This window comes from Bacillus sp. 37MA (assembly GCF_000372765.1).
GTDB lineage: Bacteria > Bacillota > Bacilli > Bacillales > Domibacillaceae > Domibacillus > Domibacillus aminovorans.
The window spans coordinates 2,702,665-2,718,355 of record NZ_KB889752.1 but is presented as its reverse complement, the minus strand read 5'-3'; the positions used below and the strand labels follow the sequence as shown (position 1 = coordinate 2,718,355).

Genomic DNA, 15,691 nt, shown 5'->3' with positions numbered 1-15,691 from the left:
AGTAGCGGCGGCGGTAGATGAGATTGCACAGGGGGCGTCGACTCAGTCGGAGGATACAGAAGATACGGGGAATCAAATGGCTGGTTTGTCGGACCGGATTGATTCGTTGTCGGTATTGTCTACTGAGATGAATGAACTGTCGAAGCAGGCAGGGGATTCGACGACGCAAGGCTTGTCGCAAGTCGCATTGCTTCGTGAGCATAACGTGGCGGTGAATGCGATGAATGTGCGTGTGAAGGATCAAATGCAAGGATTGTCATCGAATATTAGTGAAATTGAGACGGTCATTGAGTCGATTCATGGCATTACGGCGCAGACGAATTTACTGGCACTGAATGCGTCGATTGAAGCCGCGCGCGCAGGTGAGCATGGAAGAGGGTTTGCGGTTGTAGCGGCAGAAGTCCGGAAGCTGGCCGAGCAGTCGCGGAAAGAGACCGAGATCATTCAAAAGACAGTGCAGGATATTTTATACGCATCGAAGCAGACGTCTACGGTCATTGATGAGAATATGTTGCTTATGGACGGGCAAAATGAATCGGTGTCTCATACAGAGTCATCGTTTGCGAAGCAGGCTGAAATCGCGGAACGTATTGGGCATTCAGTCGATGAGCTGACATTGAAGCTACAGGAAATGGTCGGACAGAAAGAGCAGGCGATGCTGTCGATTCAAAATGTGTCGGCGATATCTGAAGAAACAGCCGCTTCCGCCGAGCAGGTGAGTGCATCAGCGGCTGCTCAGCAAGTGGAGTTGGAGCGTGTCGCAAAAGCGACGGATGAAATGAATCAAATTGCACGCGAGTTAAAAGAAACAGTTGACCGGTTTAAAGTATAGGGTGAATCATTTCATGCTATTGCTAAAGAACTCTGTCCTATAAATAAAATGAGTGTTTATCGTCAAAAAATAAATGTCGTTGTGAAACGGGGCTATTTTATTCAGGTATTCACTGATTAAAATAGCCCTGCTTTTTTATACAAATGATGGATATTTGAAAAATGTAAAGTAATGAAAAAACCATGGATACGTTAAAGTGAAATGATCAAGAAAAAAATAGGATTATATCAAAATCATTTTTCGGGAAATATTTAAAATATTCACTTAGTGACGATAGATAATGGTAGTATAAAAGTATGGGTACGAAGGGGTGGATTTAGATGAAAAAGAAAAAAAGTATTGCGCGGAAGTTATCAATCCTTATTATTGGTCTATTTTTGCTATTGTTTGTGGTGTATGCGGCTGTGACAAATGTAATGCTATATAACAAAAGCATTGACGATGCGGAATCGTATGCGATTAAAAATACACAGCTGTCGGCTGCAAAAATTGGTGACCGTTTTGAGGAAACGGCAGAAATGCTGCAAACGATGAAAATGATGATGGAGTCGATGCAGGGAGATGGGAAGTTAACAGCGGCATCTGCACTCCATACGTTGCAGACAACTTTTGCGGGAAATGAGCATTTATTCGGTCTAGGGATTGTTCTTGAAAGCGGAACAGTGCCGATTGAACCGAATGTAGATAAGACACTTATCGACCGGAAAAAGCAGTTTGTTCCTTATGTATATAATGGGAAAAGTGATATTGAGGTCGAAAGCCTGAAAGGATATGAAGAAGCAGACTGGAACCTGATTCCAAAAAATGAACAGCGGCCTGTATTGACTGAAGCGTATGAGTATGAGGTGGACGGTAAAATAATCAATATGTCATCCATTGCAATGCCACTAACCGCTTCAGATGGCACGTTTTTAGGTGTCATTGTAGCAGACTTTTCGCTTGAGTTTATGGCAGAACTTGCTGAAAGCGGTGCGCCCAAAAATGGTTATGGCCGTATTATTACAGATCAAGGTGTTATTGTGGCGGACAGTATGGATAAGAATCATGTTGGTACGAATATTGATGAAACAAGGGATTGGGGCAGCATTAAGCCAGTCATTGATGAAGGAAAAGAGTTGGCGCTTTATGCAGATTCACAGACTATAGGTGAAAGTTCGTATAATGTATTTGCACCGGTGTGGATAAACGGTATTGATGAGGAATGGACTGTGCAGACGGCGGTCCCAAAATCAAGTATTTTGGCCGCGTTTAAACAGACGATCGTTGTGACGGTTATTGCGGCGATTGTGATGATTTTGATGATGGCTGTGGCGACGCTTTGGTTTATTCATCGTCAGCTAAGACCTCTTCGCTTTTTGCAGTCATCGATTGAAACAGCGGCAACGGGTGATTTAACAGAAAAAGTAGATACCGGGCATCTTCAGAACGATGAAATTGGTGCAGTCGCCTATGCCTTTAACGATATGCTGGATAAAGTGAGTGGAGTCGTTCAAACGGTGCGTGATTCGACGTTGAATTTGAATCGGTCTTCGAACGATGTGCAGCACGTTTTTGAAGAAGTAGTCGCGTCAAATCAGGAAGTAGCGGCGGCGGTAGATGAGATTGCACAGGGGGCGTCGACTCAGTCGGAGGATACAGAAGATACGGGGAATCAAATGGCTGGTTTGTCGGACCGGATTGATTCGTTGTCGGTATTGTCTAGTGAGATGAATGAACTATCGAAGCAGGCAGGGGATTCGACGGCGCAAGGTTTGTCGCAAGTCGCATTGCTTCGTGAGCATAACGTGGCGGTGAATGCGATGAATGTGCGTGTGAAGGATCAAATGCAAGGCTTGTCATCAAATATTAGTGAAATTGAGACGGTCATTGAGTCGATACATGGCATTACGGCGCAGACGAATTTACTAGCACTGAATGCGTCGATTGAAGCGGCGCGTGCAGGTGAGCATGGACGAGGGTTTGCGGTTGTAGCGGCAGAAGTCCGGAAGTTGGCCGAGCAGTCGCGGAAAGAGACCGAGATCATTCAAAAGACGGTGCAGGATATTTTACACGCATCGAAGCAGACGTCTACGGTCATTGATGAGAATATGTTGCTTATGGACGGGCAAAATGAATCGGTGTCTCATACAGAGTCATCGTTTGCGAAGCAGGCTGAAATCGCGGAACGTATTGGGCATTCAGTCGATGAGCTGACATTGAAGCTACAGGAAATGGTCGGACAGAAAGAGCAGGCGATGCTGTCGATTCAAAATGTGTCGGCGATATCTGAAGAAACAGCCGCTTCCGCCGAGCAGGTGAGTGCATCAGCGGCTGCTCAGCAAGTGGAGTTGGAGCGTGTCGCAAAAGCGACGGATGAAATGAATCAAATTGCACGTGAGTTAAAAGAAGCAGTTGATCGATTTAAAGTGTAAAACGAAGAGGCTGTTCCAAAAGTCAATGAATAATTGACTGGGACAGCCTTATTTTTGTTTTAAAAATGGTTTACGGCGAATTCGTCTTTAATGTGTCAAATTGTGTTCGGCACGAATTTTCTCAAGTAACGCCTGGCAGCCGTCTGTGACCAGTTCATATGTTTCTTGGAAATTGCCCGTGTAATACGGATCGGGTACATCTTTTTTATGATTTGTTAAATCAAGCAGTCGAATGATTTTCGGATGATCAGGCTGGCCAGTCATATCGTAAATGTTGCGAATGTTGCTTTCATCCATACCGATGATGTAGTCGAACTGGTCGAAGTCTTCTTTCGTTAATTGTCGCCCAGCTAGTCCTGTTGCTGACACGTTGTATTCTTTTAAAATACCAAGCGTACCTTTATGAGGCGGCGAGCCAATGTGCCATGAACTTGTAGCGGCAGAATCAACCGTAATGGTATCACTCAAGTTTTCTCTTTCGATTAAGTCGCGAAATAAAGCTTCTGCCATTGGTGAACGGCAAATGTTGCCAAGGCAGACGAACAGTACGTTAATCACTTTTGTCAGCTCCTTTTTATGACTAAGTATACCATGATCGAATAAAGATGCATTCATTCGCCTACGAAGCAAACAGTTTGAAAGGTTTAAAAGAAGGGAATCGTGAATAAAAAACAGAATTTTCTTGAAATGGGGAGGGGGAAAACATTTTGTCACAACACGTACGAGTCACTATTAATGGGGAAGAAGCAAGCCTGCAAAATGATCAAACGATTTTACACGCATTAACGGATCGTTCGCTCACTATTCCGAGTGTTTGTTATCATCCGAGCCTCGGGCCTATTGAGACATGTGATACGTGTATTGTACAAGTGAATGGCGAATTTGTCCGATCCTGTTCCACGGTCATTCAAGAAGGAGATGTGATTGATTCTGTTTCGCCTGAAGTAAAAGAAGCACAGCTGATTGGTATGGATCGCATCCTTCACAATCATGAGCTTTATTGCACCGTTTGTGACTACAACAATGGCGGATGTGAAATCCACAACACGGTAAAAGAAATGAAGATTAATCATCAGAGTGTTCCTTTTGCTCCGAAGCCGTATGAAATAGACGATACGAATCCTTTTTACCGGTATGATCCGGATCAATGTATTCTATGCGGACGGTGTGTAGAAGCTTGCCAGGATGTGCAGGTGACTGAAACACTTTCAATCGATTGGAGCTTAAAAAAGCCGCGTGTTATTTGGGATAAAAACACGACGATTAATGAATCATCATGCGTCTCGTGCGGTCATTGCTCTACGGTCTGTCCATGTAATGCGATGCTTGAAAAAGGAATGGAAGGGGAAGCAGGTTTTTTAACAGGGATTGCGAAAGCAACGCTTCGCCCGATGATCGAGCTGACGAAAAATGTGGAAACAGGCTACGGATCGATTTTAGCTATTTCGGATATGGAAGCGGCGATGCGGGAAGAAAATATTAAGAAAACAAAGACGGTTTGTACATATTGCGGTGTCGGCTGCAGCTTTGATGTATGGACAAAGGACCGGAAAATTTTAAAGGTGGAACCGCAAATTGAAGCGCCGGCAAATGGCATTTCAACATGTGTAAAAGGGAAATTCGGCTGGGATTACGTCAACAGCGAGGAAAGGTTGACGAAGCCGCTCATTCGTGAAGGCGACGCGTTCCGTGAAGCGGGATGGGAAGAAGCGCTCGAGCTGATTGCCGGCAAATTCATAGAAGCGAACAAAACGTATGGGCCGGATTCAATGGCGTTTATTAGCTCTTCAAAATGTACAAATGAAGAATCGTATCTAATGCAGAAACTGGCTCGTGGGGTGGTTGGTACGAATAATGTGGACAACTGTTCACGTTACTGCCAGACGCCGGCAACGATGGGGCTTTTCAGAACGGTCGGCTATGGCGGCGATTCAGGTTCTATTACGGATATTGAGCAGTCAGAGCTCGTTTTAATTGTCGGTTCGAATACGTCAGAGTCACATCCTGTCTTGGCGACGAGAGTAAAACGGTCTCATAAGTTAAAAGGACAGAAATTAATTGTCGCCGATTTACGTAAGCATGAAATGGCGGATCGCTCGGATCTCTTTATTCAGCCTAAACCAGGGACTGATTTGGTCTGGTTGTCCGCTGTAACAAAATACATTGTCGATCAAGGATGGGAAGATGAACGCTTTTTAAAAAACCGTGTGAATGGACTAGATGAATATAAAAAAAGTTTAGAACCGTTTACGATGGAATATGCGGCTCGTGTGACGGGTGTTAAAAAAGAGACGCTTATTCAACTTGCGGAGCACATTCATCAAGCTAAAACGACATGTGTTTTGTGGGCGATGGGCGTTACACAGCATATGGGCGGAAGTGATACGAGTACAGCGATCTCTAATTTGCTCTTAATAACAGGAAACTACGGGAAACCAGGTGCAGGAAGTTATCCGCTCCGCGGTCATAATAACGTGCAGGGAGCGAGTGATTTCGGCAGCATGCCAGATCGTTTTCCAGGTTATGAAAGGGTAGCAGATGACAACGTGCGTTCAAAATATGAAAAAAGCTGGGGCGTTAAAATCCCATCTGAACCTGGATTAAACAATCATGAAATGGTTGCAGGCATTCATGATGGAAAAGTAAAAATGATGTACTTAAAAGGGGAAGACATGGGTCTTGTTGATTCGAATATAAACTACGTACATTCAGCATTTGAAAAACTAGATTTCTTCGTTGTTCAAGACATCTTTTTATCCAAAACGGCTGAATTTGCCGATGTTGTTTTGCCGGCGAGTCCGAGCCTTGAAAAAGAAGGGACATTTACGAGTACAGAACGCCGGATTCAGCGTCTCTATCAGGCACTAGAGCCGCTAGGTGAGTCAAAACCGGATTGGAAAATTATTATGGACATTGCGAACCGCCTCGGAGCGGACTGGCAATATGATCATCCGGGAGACATCATGGCGGAAGCCGCAAGTCTATCTCCGCTTTATGCAGGTGTTTCGTATGAACGATTAGAAGGATATAAAAGTTTACAGTGGCCTGTCGCGAAAGATGGTGTGGACTCACCGCTCCTTTTTATCGACGAGTTCCCATTTCCGGACGGAAAAGCACAGTTATTTCCGGTGGAATGGACGAAACCGCTCGAATTTGCCGAAGAATACGATCTTCATGTTAACAATGGCCGGCTACTTGAGCATTTTCATGAAGGCAATATGACATATAAATCGAAAGGCATTACGTCTAAAACGCCAGAAGTGTTTCTTGAAGTATCACCGGAGCTTGCGGAGGACAGGGAACTTGAAGATGGGACACTCGTACGGCTCACATCACCTTATGGCAGTGTGAAAGTGAAATGCCTCGTAACAGACCGGGTGAAAGGGAAAGAAGTGTACTTGCCGATGAATGATTCAGGTGAAGGGGCTATTAATTATTTAACGGGCAGCCATGCGGATAAAGATACAGACACACCGGCGTACAAAGAAATTAGCGCGACAATGGACATTTTAAAAGAAAAAGGTGAGAGCCCGTTGCCGCGCATTAATTACAGAAATGGAAACCCGCAGCCGCAAATAGGTGTACAAGTAGAGAAAAAATGGGCGCGTGCTGATTATATCTTCCCTGGTGAGTTAGTGAAAAAGGGGGAGAGAGAGCATGGCTAAGCCGATAACGAAAATCCATCATATCGAATTAACGGAAGAAGAAAAACGGAAACAGGACTTGTTAGAAATTGAACAGATGCTTGCCGATAATAAAGAAGTCATCAAGGAATTATTTAGTGTGATCAATAAGATGAAGGACCGCAACGTGTTAAATATGGTGAACAGTCTTTTCGGACAAGGTGACCGCGTACTCGATATAGTCGTGAAGGCGGCCGATAAGCCCGAAACCGCTAATACGATTAAAAACCTTCTCCTCATGCTCGGGATGCTTGGAACGTTAAATGTCCAGCAGCTGGAGCCGGTTATTCTAAAAGTAAATAACGGAATTGCCCGCATGGCACAAGCAGATAAAGAAGATACGGGGTATGTGTCAATGATCTATTCACTTTCAACACCGGAAGTAAAAAGAGCCATTAGCTTGTTATTCACGTTTTTAAAAGGAATGGGCGAAAACAAGCAAGAGCTTGAACGAACGACACAGTTGCCGGAAGATCAGGCAGGAACAATTCTACAAGCTGAAAAAATGGACATGCAGCCGGAGCCCATTCACGAGCAAAAACAGCTAAGAGTATCGAAAGGATGGATGGTTGCCGCCGCTGGTGTGTCAGTCATCGGAATCGCTATGTCGAGAAAACCAAAAAAATAATTACTCTATTTCACAATGGGGCTGGACCTAGTAGTTAGTTAATTACTAACTTTTAGGGCGGCCCCTCCCTGCGCCACTATGCTACAATGAAAGAAAACGAGCAAAGGAGTATGTGAATGATTCAACGTGCACGTGAATTTTTGCAGTCACATTTCGGATATGATTCGTTTCGGAGTGGGCAGGAGCAAGCAATTGGCCAAGTATTGAACGGTGAGAATACGATTTGTGTCATGCCGACGGGCGGTGGGAAGTCGATCTGTTATCAAATTCCGGCGCTTGTGCTGTCGGGAACAACGATTGTCGTATCGCCGCTCATTTCATTAATGAAAGATCAGGTCGATACGCTCCTTGAAGCGGGCATTCCAGCTGCATATATTAATAGTTCGCTTGGCAATGCAGCGTTTCGGGAAACGATGAACGCAGCACGAACTGGGGAGTATAAGCTTCTTTATATTGCGCCGGAGCGTCTTGAGTCACAGTCTTTTGTTGAGCAATTAAAGCAGTTAAAGGTTCCGCTCATTGCCGTTGATGAAGCACACTGTATTTCACAGTGGGGGCACGATTTTCGCCCGAGCTATCGGCATATTCACCGGATGGCGGAAATGCTGCCGGGTAACCCGGTTGTGCTGGCGCTGACAGCGACAGCGACACCAAACGTGCGCGAAGACATTTGCCGGCTTCTTTCTATAGAAGAAGAAAATACAGTCATTACCGGATTTGAGCGAAAAAATCTATCGTTTTCAGTTATTCAAGGCCAGGATCGAAACGGATTTTTAAAAGAGTATTTGAAGAAAAATGAAAAAGAAGCGGGCATTATTTATGCAGCGACACGTAAAACCGTTGATCAGTTATATGAGCGGTTGAAAAAAAACGGTATAGATGTGGCGCGTTATCATGCAGGCATGAGCGATGTCGCACGCAATGATGAGCAGGAACGATTTTTAACAGATGAAGCGGCTGTCATGGTTGCAACAAACGCATTCGGAATGGGGATTGATAAGTCGAATATTCGTTACGTCATCCATTATCAGCTACCGAAAAATATGGAAAGCTATTATCAGGAAGCAGGCCGTGCTGGACGTGACGGACTGGACAGTGAATGTGTTGTGCTCTATTCATCTCAGGATGTACAGACACAGCGCTTTTTAATTGACCAGACACTCGAGCGAGACCGCATTCCGCAAGAGCTTGATAAATTGCAGCTTATGGTCGACTACTGCCATACGGAAAAGTGTTTGCAGCAGTTCATCGTCGCTTATTTCGGTGAAGAATATCCTAAACCGTGCGGACGCTGCGGCAACTGCACCGATTCACGTGAAAGTGTCGATACGACGAAAGAAGCGCAAATGGTGTTGTCTTGTGTCATCCGTATGGGACAGCGCTTCGGTAAAGCGATGACGGCACAAGTACTGACTGGATCAAAAAACAAAAAAATACAGGATTTTGGTTTTGATCAGCTGTCTACATACGGTATTTTGAAACATCAAAGTGCGAAAGATGTAACAAATTTCATCGAGTTTCTCATTTCACAGGAGCTGATCGGCGTCGAGCAAAAGCAGTATCCGACCATTTTTGTGACAGAAAACGGGAAAAATGTACTACTCGGAAAAGAATTGGTGAAACGAAAAGAAGCCGTTCAAACGAAGAAAATTGCAAAAGATGATCCGCTCTTTGAAGAACTGCGCTCATTGCGAAAAGAGCTGGCTGACGAAGCTGGTGTACCGCCGTTCGTTATTTTTTCAGATAAAACATTGCAAGATATGTGCGCAAAAATGCCCGGAACAGAAGAAGAGTTTCTCGCGGTCAGCGGTGTCGGTCAAAGTAAGCTTGAGAAGTATGGGGATTCCTTTTTACGTGCGATTCAAACGTTTTCTGCCGATCATCCGGAGCGTGAAAGAGATTTGAAAGCAACGTATTTAACGAAAGCTCCGAAGAAAAAGACAGTGAACGGTTCTCATCTAGAAACGTTTGATTTGCATCAAAACGGATTGACAGCTGCTGAAATTGCTGCGGATCGGGATCTTACAGTGAGTACGGTCGAAAATCATTTAATCCAATGCATGAATGAAGGGCTTGCGGTCGATTTGAATTTAATTGTGCCTGAGCAATACCGGGAAATCCTTGAAAAAGCGATAGAAGAAGCGGGTGCAGAGCGGCTGAAGCCGATTAAAGAGCTTGTGCCGGATGACGTGACGTACGGGATGATTAAAGTATTTTTAGAGGTGAGAAAAGTGGAATCCAGTCGCTAAATCGGGGGAGGGGGATGCGATATGGCGTTTGAAGTACGCGAGTTTCCAGAGTTTTCGTGGTCATTTTCCCGTCATAAAACGATGATGACGTGTGCGCGCAAATATGGATATGAGTATTATATGAGTCATAATGGCTGGCTGTATGACGTGGATGAATCGGTGAAACACGCATACCGCCTAAAGAAATTAACAAATTTGCCGATAGCGTTCGGGCAGATTGTGCATGAGCTGGCAGAAAAAGCAGTGAGGCTGTTTTTAAAACATGGGCATGTGATGACAAATGCGGAGCTAATAGAAGAAGGGCGTGCGATGCTTAACCGGGCGTATATTGATTCGCGAGATCGTAAACAGCTTTGGATGCAAAAACCGGCCCGCTATAAAATGCTATATGACATGTATTATGAAGGGGAATTAAACCGGATGGAAGCGGAGGAGTATCGGGGCCGTCTTTCCGTTGTGTTCGCCCATTTGCTGGCGAGCCGCTCCTTTCAAGATATAACGGAACGTCCGCAGACGATGCAGTTTCAACAAGCAGAGGAATTTCGGTTCATGACGATCGACGGCGTGAAGATTTTCGTCGTGATGGATTTATTGTACCGTGATATTGAAGCGGGCAAGTGGGTTATTGTCGATTGGAAAACAGGGAAAGAAGCGGAAGACGACCGAAGCCAGCTTGCGTTGTATGCGTATTATATTATGCAAAAATACAATGCGGGAATTGATGAAATTGAGATTCGGAATGAATATGTGCTAACCGGTGTGCAGCGCGCGTATCAATTGACAGAAATAGATATTGAACGGATGCTTTCCAAAATGAAGCAAAGCGTTCACATGATGCACCGCTACCAGCTCGATATGATTTCGAATGAACCAGTTGATCTCAATGAATTTCCCAGGACAGAATACGAGCAGCGATGTGAAAAATGCAATCATAAAGAAATCTGTCTGGCACAGCCGTGAAGCTGTGTCTTTTCTTGTTTCAAATTTTTAAATGGGGGCTGCGGGGTACAGCGTTTGTGGAAATGGCGGCGATGCTAGGTATGATCACGTGGACAACGTATGAGTTTTATCAAGTAGATCAGCTCGCGGGTCATTTAATGGTGCCCTATATTGCGTGGGTAACGTTTGCGCTTGGATTGAATTATTCTATCTGGAAGCGGAATGAGTCTTACTCTTAAAAAAGAGTAAGACTTTTTGGTGCCGATGAGGTGAAGCCGATGCAGGAGTAGTTTAGAAAGAAAAGGTTCGCTTTTATACAGACGTTTTTCGAAATCCTGGTTGAAGCGCGCTTAAAGCCATTGGCAACGAAAAAGTAAGTGGTCAGAAATAAGGTTGAGCGGTCGGAACTAGCGTGGAATGGTCAGAACCGGTGCTGAGCGGTCACAAATGATGCTTTAACGGCCAAAAATAGAAGCAAGCCCCTTTTCCGAATTCGGAAAAGGGGCTGTTTTATTATTTTACAGCAGATTCAATTTCTTTAAATGCCCAGTGTTCCGTTGGGACATCTTTAAACGTTGCGTTGTTAGATGAAACGGTCTCGCGATTAAATACTTTGTGTAATACTTTCACTGCTTCAGCCCGCGTTACAGTTTGGTCGGGGCGGAATTCACCGCTGCCATAGCCGTTCATTAAACCAGCTGTGCTGACAGATTGGATGGCATCTGATGCCCAGTAAGCAACTTTTACATCGCTATATTTTACTAATTCTTTGTCTGCGCTGCAGTAAGAAGCAACGGCTGCATTTTCACACGTATTTGCCATATATCGGTCCACAATGGCTGCGAACTGAGCACGTGTTAATGATTGAATGGGACCAAAATTGCCGTTAGAATAGCCGCTCAACAATCCTTCATCAGTGATGGCTGCAATAGAATCCGCGAAACGACTTCCAGCCGGGACGTCTTTAAATGGAGATCCTGTTCCTTCCACATCAAGGTTTCCTGCAATCATTGCAGACAATTCACCGCGCGTTACTTTTTGATCAGGACGGAATGTGCCGTCGTTAAATCCTTGAACATATCCTTTTTTACCGATGGAATTTGTGCCGCGGTATTCAAGTGCTGAAACCGTTCCGCTCACTTCATTCGCTACGAGCAGCACCGGCTTTTTCGTCGGGCTGTTTTCAGCTGAGATAAAGTCAAAGCCTTCTGGTGCGACATCGCCCGCTATTTTATCGCTAAAATCACGCGTGTTTGTATAATTTAAAAATACTGGATTTTCAGGATTGGAAATATCGTATGTCATGACGCCGCCGACTCGCTCTAAGCCAATCATCGCAACGAGTTTTCCATCAATCATGCCTGTTTTAATTTCTTCTGGCTCCGGCCCTTTTTTTGCACTTCGCTTGTCCATTTCATTATCGTCATTTGACCAGTTAAAGTACTTAGGAAGACGCTCTGCTGTAATCTTTTCAAAGTCGCTGCCACTGTCAAACACTTGCTCCAACGTGTCAGCTTTCCAGATTGAGAATGAACGGCCGCCAAGTGTATAAATGGCATCAGTGCCACGGTCTGTCAACACTTCAAGCTTGTCATACGCAGTCGAGTTTTTCATGCTGCTATCCGTAAGATTTTCTTTCCAGTCTTTAAAATCAGCGACGTTCACAAATTCTTCCCACTCAGTCGCATCGCCTTCATTAGCCGTCAGTAAATAATCTTTGCCATCAATCGTTACTGCAGAAATGGCATCAGGCATGTACGCGCCAAGAACAGGGAGCGCTTCAATGTTAATCTTGCCATCGCGTGCAGCATCAAGTGCATTTGCTTCTTTTGAATGGTCTTTATACCCTAATGAACGGACAGATTCGATAGAAGCAGACGTAAAGTTGACAGTAGCTACTGCGTTATTCTCTTGAAGAGTAACATAAGCCGTTGTACCGTCGCCAGAGAGCGCGATATATTCTGGTTCTAGATCCGTTGCAGCTGTGCTGGTACGAATGTGTACGTCGTCTGCAATGATGGATTCATCGGTGAATTTGATGTGTTTCGCAGCGTCTGTCGTTGTATCAATGACCGTGATTGAGCCTTCTGGGTCCACACCATTTTCGAGTCCCATACGCGGTTCGCCTTCATTCGCGCTTAAAATATAATTACCGTCAGCTGAATACGTCAGCATGTCTGGCTGAACGCCAGTTTCGTATGTATGAAGCAGGCTGCCGCTAAGATCCATCACGATGATGACACCATTTTTCGTGTAGTCTTCATGTTGTACAGAAGCCGCGATATGATCATCGTGGATGGAGATGCTTGTCACATCGCCATATGTAAATGTATCTGAGTTGACGAGCGATGGAATATGAATCTCTTTCTTTTTTGTCAGCGTGCCTTTTTCAAGTGAGACGATATCAATCTTTTGATTTTTTCCGTTGATCACGTAAAAAGAGTTGCTTTTAGGGTGATATTTAATAATTTCTGCAACGCCACCATCTTCATGGGCAGCTGCAGATGTATAGGAAGCGATTTTTTTGACATTCATGGAGTCACTGTAAGCGGCTCCTGCCGTTATAGGTGCAAATAATGATGCGGTTAATACTGCGGGTGCGGTCCATTTAATCATTTTTTTCAATGTGGTGTGCCTCACTTTTTTCTTTTTAGCATAGTGCATTTATTTAGTACCAGTATGAACACAGTGTTAATACTGTGTAAAATTGGATTAAATCTTAATTTAATGTAAAGAAATGAAAAGATATGTCGATATAAGAAGGAGAAGAATGCGCGGTAGGGGTGAATAAGTAATGGTTGAACGAGTGGGGGAAAGTGTTTCGCAGACGGTCATGAGCGTGAGTCAGGTGAAAGAAGGGACAAAACCGGCTGTGCCAATGCAACAAGTGGCGGAGCGGTCCGTTTCTATGAAGGAAGAAGAGCTTGCGAAGTTTGCGGAGCAGGTCAACACGTTTTTACAGCCGACGCGGACGCATGTTCAATTTGAATATCATGATGATTTGAAAGAATATTATGTTGTCGTTGTAGATGATGATTCGCGGGAAGTCGTGAGGGAAATTCCACCGAAAAAGATGCTCGATATGTATGCTGCGATGACTGAGTTTATGGGATTACTTGTGGACAAAAAGGTATAAAGGGGACGATCACAATGGTTATGCGTGTTGGGGGACTGGCAAGTGGGATGGACATTGATTCCATTGTTAAAAACTTGATGACAGCGGAGCGTATGCCGCTTGATAAATTAAAGCAAAAGAAACAAGTGCTAGAATGGCAGCGTGATGACTACCGCTCGATGAATACACTTTTGCTCGATTTTCGTACAGAACTGACACAGATGAAACTCACAACAAAATACCGAGCGCGTACGACTACATCATCAGATGAAACGAAAGTGAGCGCGACAGCTACAAGTGCAGCATCGCAGGCGTCTTATTCGATTTCAGAAGTAAAAGCTCTTGCAAAAGCGGAAAACTGGGTGACAGGCTCGATTGGAAGTGTCGATGGAACGAAAGAACTTGCGGCTCAAGTGCCAGGTTTTACGAAATGGTTAGATGGTGCTGTTGGCAGTAAAACATTAACGCAAAAGGGAACGGACCCGCTAAGTTTAGGAGTAGATGCTGGGACGATTCAAGAAGCCGAGTTTGCTAAAATGTCGGTAAAAGTAAATGGTGTTTCTTATCAAATGGTGGGGCTTGGAGATACGTTTGATTCAACTAAAAATCAAGCGAAAATCGACAAAGATGGGAATATAACATTTAGTCATACAATTGAACCAAATTCTACGGTGAAGGTTGATTACATTTCAGTTGCTCAAAATGGTGAAAAATATGCTGATTTTTCAATTGCAGCTAAATCCTCAAAAGGCGATGTGAAAGAAAACTTCCTTATCAGTTCTACAGAGACATTGAATCAGGTAGTAAATAAAGTAAACAGCTCTAATGCAGGCGTATCCATGTTTTACGATACCGTGACGAACAAAATTTCGCTCATGCAAAAAGAAACAGGCGATTTTAATGAGGGGAATGGAAATCTCTCTGTTGCAGGTGATCTCGCAATAGATGTACTTCGTTTAGATAGCGCTGCGAAGACACTTGGCGGAAATGCCGTATTTACGATTAACGGACTTGAAACAAATCGTCCGTCCAACACGTTCGACATGAACGGTGTCTCGATTACATTGAAAAAAACGTTTGATGCTAATGAAGGAGCTGCAACTCTTTCCATTAACAATGACGGCAGCGCAGTGTACGACAATATTAAATCATTCGTCGACAAATACAACACGTTAATCGGCGCGATCAGTTCTAAAACATCGGAAGAAAAGTATCGTTCTTACACGCCGCTGACAGATGATCAGCGTGAACAGTTGAGTGATAAGCAGCAGGAGCAGTGGGAAGAGAAGGCGAAGAGCGGTTTGCTTCGCCGTGATTCGATTTTGACGGGTGTGCTGACGAATATGCGAAGCAATTTCTCACAGCCTATTTCAAATAGCACGACCGATCCAATGTTCAAACAGTTAGCGTCGATTGGCATTACAACGACAGCAAACTACCTTGAAGGCGGGAAATTAGAAATTAATGAAGCGAAGTTGAAAGAAGCGATTAATAACAATCCTGATGCAGTTGAAGCGTTGTTCCGTGGCGGTGGAGATTCATCAGTTGCTTCGGAGAAAGGGATTGTGCACCGGTTGTATGACACGGTAAATGCAACGATGGATAAATTGAAAGAACGGGCCGGCAACACGTTTTCGACGAATCAGCAATTTGCGCTTGGCCGTCAGCTATCGAATATTGACAGCAGTATTACACGGTTTGAGAGCCGTTTGGTTCAAGTAGAAGATCGATATTGGAGACAATTTACGGCAATGGAAAAAGCGATTCAACAAGCAAACTCACAATCAAACTATTTAATGCAACAATTTAGCATGTAATTTTTCATATAAAAGGA

The 15,691-nt window shown here is 44.2% G+C and carries 10 protein-coding genes and 2 pseudogenes; 10 read left to right on the top strand and 2 right to left on the bottom strand.

What is annotated here, in order from left to right; all coding sequences use genetic code 11:
- The 3 genes and pseudogenes from A3M5_RS26195 to A3M5_RS26870 form a co-directional block, all read left to right on the top strand.
- Positions 1-832, top strand: an 832-nt coding sequence (locus tag A3M5_RS26195) for a methyl-accepting chemotaxis protein (protein ID WP_034298668.1), incomplete at its 5' end; no start/stop codon positions are given.
- Positions 833-1,152: 320 nt separating this feature from the next.
- Positions 1,153-2,298: pseudogene (locus A3M5_RS26875) on the top strand (PDC sensor domain-containing protein); the annotation flags it as partial.
- Positions 2,296-3,243 (top strand): methyl-accepting chemotaxis protein, encoded by a 948-nt coding sequence (locus tag A3M5_RS26870; RefSeq protein ID WP_502685420.1) that lies wholly within the window; start codon positions 2,296-2,298, stop codon positions 3,241-3,243. The pseudogene A3M5_RS26875 and the gene A3M5_RS26870, both read left to right, overlap by 3 nt.
- 87 nt (positions 3,244-3,330) lie before the next feature.
- Here the strand turns inward: A3M5_RS26870 and A3M5_RS0115100 are convergent, their stop codons facing one another.
- Positions 3,331-3,801 (bottom strand): low molecular weight protein-tyrosine-phosphatase, encoded by a 471-nt coding sequence (locus A3M5_RS0115100; RefSeq protein WP_018394617.1) that lies wholly within the window; start codon positions 3,799-3,801, stop codon positions 3,331-3,333.
- A 149-nt stretch (positions 3,802-3,950) separates the two neighbouring features.
- On the opposite strand from A3M5_RS0115100, the gene fdhF reads away from it, so the two are divergent.
- The 5 genes and pseudogenes from fdhF (at position 3,951) to A3M5_RS23080 (ending at position 10,981) form a co-directional block, all read left to right on the top strand.
- On the top strand, positions 3,951-6,908 hold the full coding sequence (gene fdhF, locus A3M5_RS0115095) for a formate dehydrogenase subunit alpha (RefSeq protein WP_018394616.1): 2,958 nt from the start codon (positions 3,951-3,953) through the stop codon (positions 6,906-6,908).
- A pseudogene (locus A3M5_RS23090) lies at positions 6,901-7,440 on the top strand (helical membrane plugin domain-containing protein); the annotation flags it as partial. The gene fdhF and the pseudogene A3M5_RS23090, both read left to right, overlap by 8 nt.
- A gap of 230 nt (positions 7,441-7,670) precedes the next feature.
- Complete coding sequence (gene recQ / locus A3M5_RS0115085; RefSeq protein ID WP_018394614.1) at positions 7,671-9,803, top strand: DNA helicase RecQ; 2,133 nt, start codon at positions 7,671-7,673, stop codon at positions 9,801-9,803.
- A 21-nt stretch (positions 9,804-9,824) separates the two neighbouring features.
- Positions 9,825-10,763 (top strand): PD-(D/E)XK nuclease family protein, encoded by a 939-nt coding sequence (locus A3M5_RS23085; RefSeq protein ID WP_018394613.1) that lies wholly within the window; start codon positions 9,825-9,827, stop codon positions 10,761-10,763.
- A 14-nt stretch (positions 10,764-10,777) separates the two neighbouring features.
- Complete coding sequence (locus A3M5_RS23080; protein ID WP_018394612.1) at positions 10,778-10,981, top strand: TspO/MBR family protein; 204 nt, start codon at positions 10,778-10,780, stop codon at positions 10,979-10,981.
- A 274-nt stretch (positions 10,982-11,255) separates the two neighbouring features.
- On the opposite strand, the gene A3M5_RS23075 is transcribed toward A3M5_RS23080, so the two are convergent.
- Positions 11,256-13,358, bottom strand: coding sequence for a choice-of-anchor I family protein (locus A3M5_RS23075; protein WP_231373294.1), 2,103 nt, complete (start codon positions 13,356-13,358; stop codon positions 11,256-11,258).
- Between the two features lie 178 nt (positions 13,359-13,536).
- On the opposite strand from A3M5_RS23075, the gene flaG reads away from it, so the two are divergent.
- Together flaG and A3M5_RS0115060 are read left to right on the top strand one after the other, a co-directional pair.
- The gene (flaG, locus tag A3M5_RS0115065) at positions 13,537-13,878 is read left to right on the top strand and encodes a flagellar protein FlaG (protein ID WP_018394610.1); all 342 of its coding nucleotides are present in this window, start codon (positions 13,537-13,539) and stop codon (positions 13,876-13,878) included.
- A gap of 14 nt (positions 13,879-13,892) precedes the next feature.
- Positions 13,893-15,674, top strand: coding sequence for a flagellar hook-associated protein 2 (locus A3M5_RS0115060; protein ID WP_018394609.1), 1,782 nt, complete (start codon positions 13,893-13,895; stop codon positions 15,672-15,674).
- The last annotated feature ends 17 nt before the right edge of the window (positions 15,675-15,691 follow it).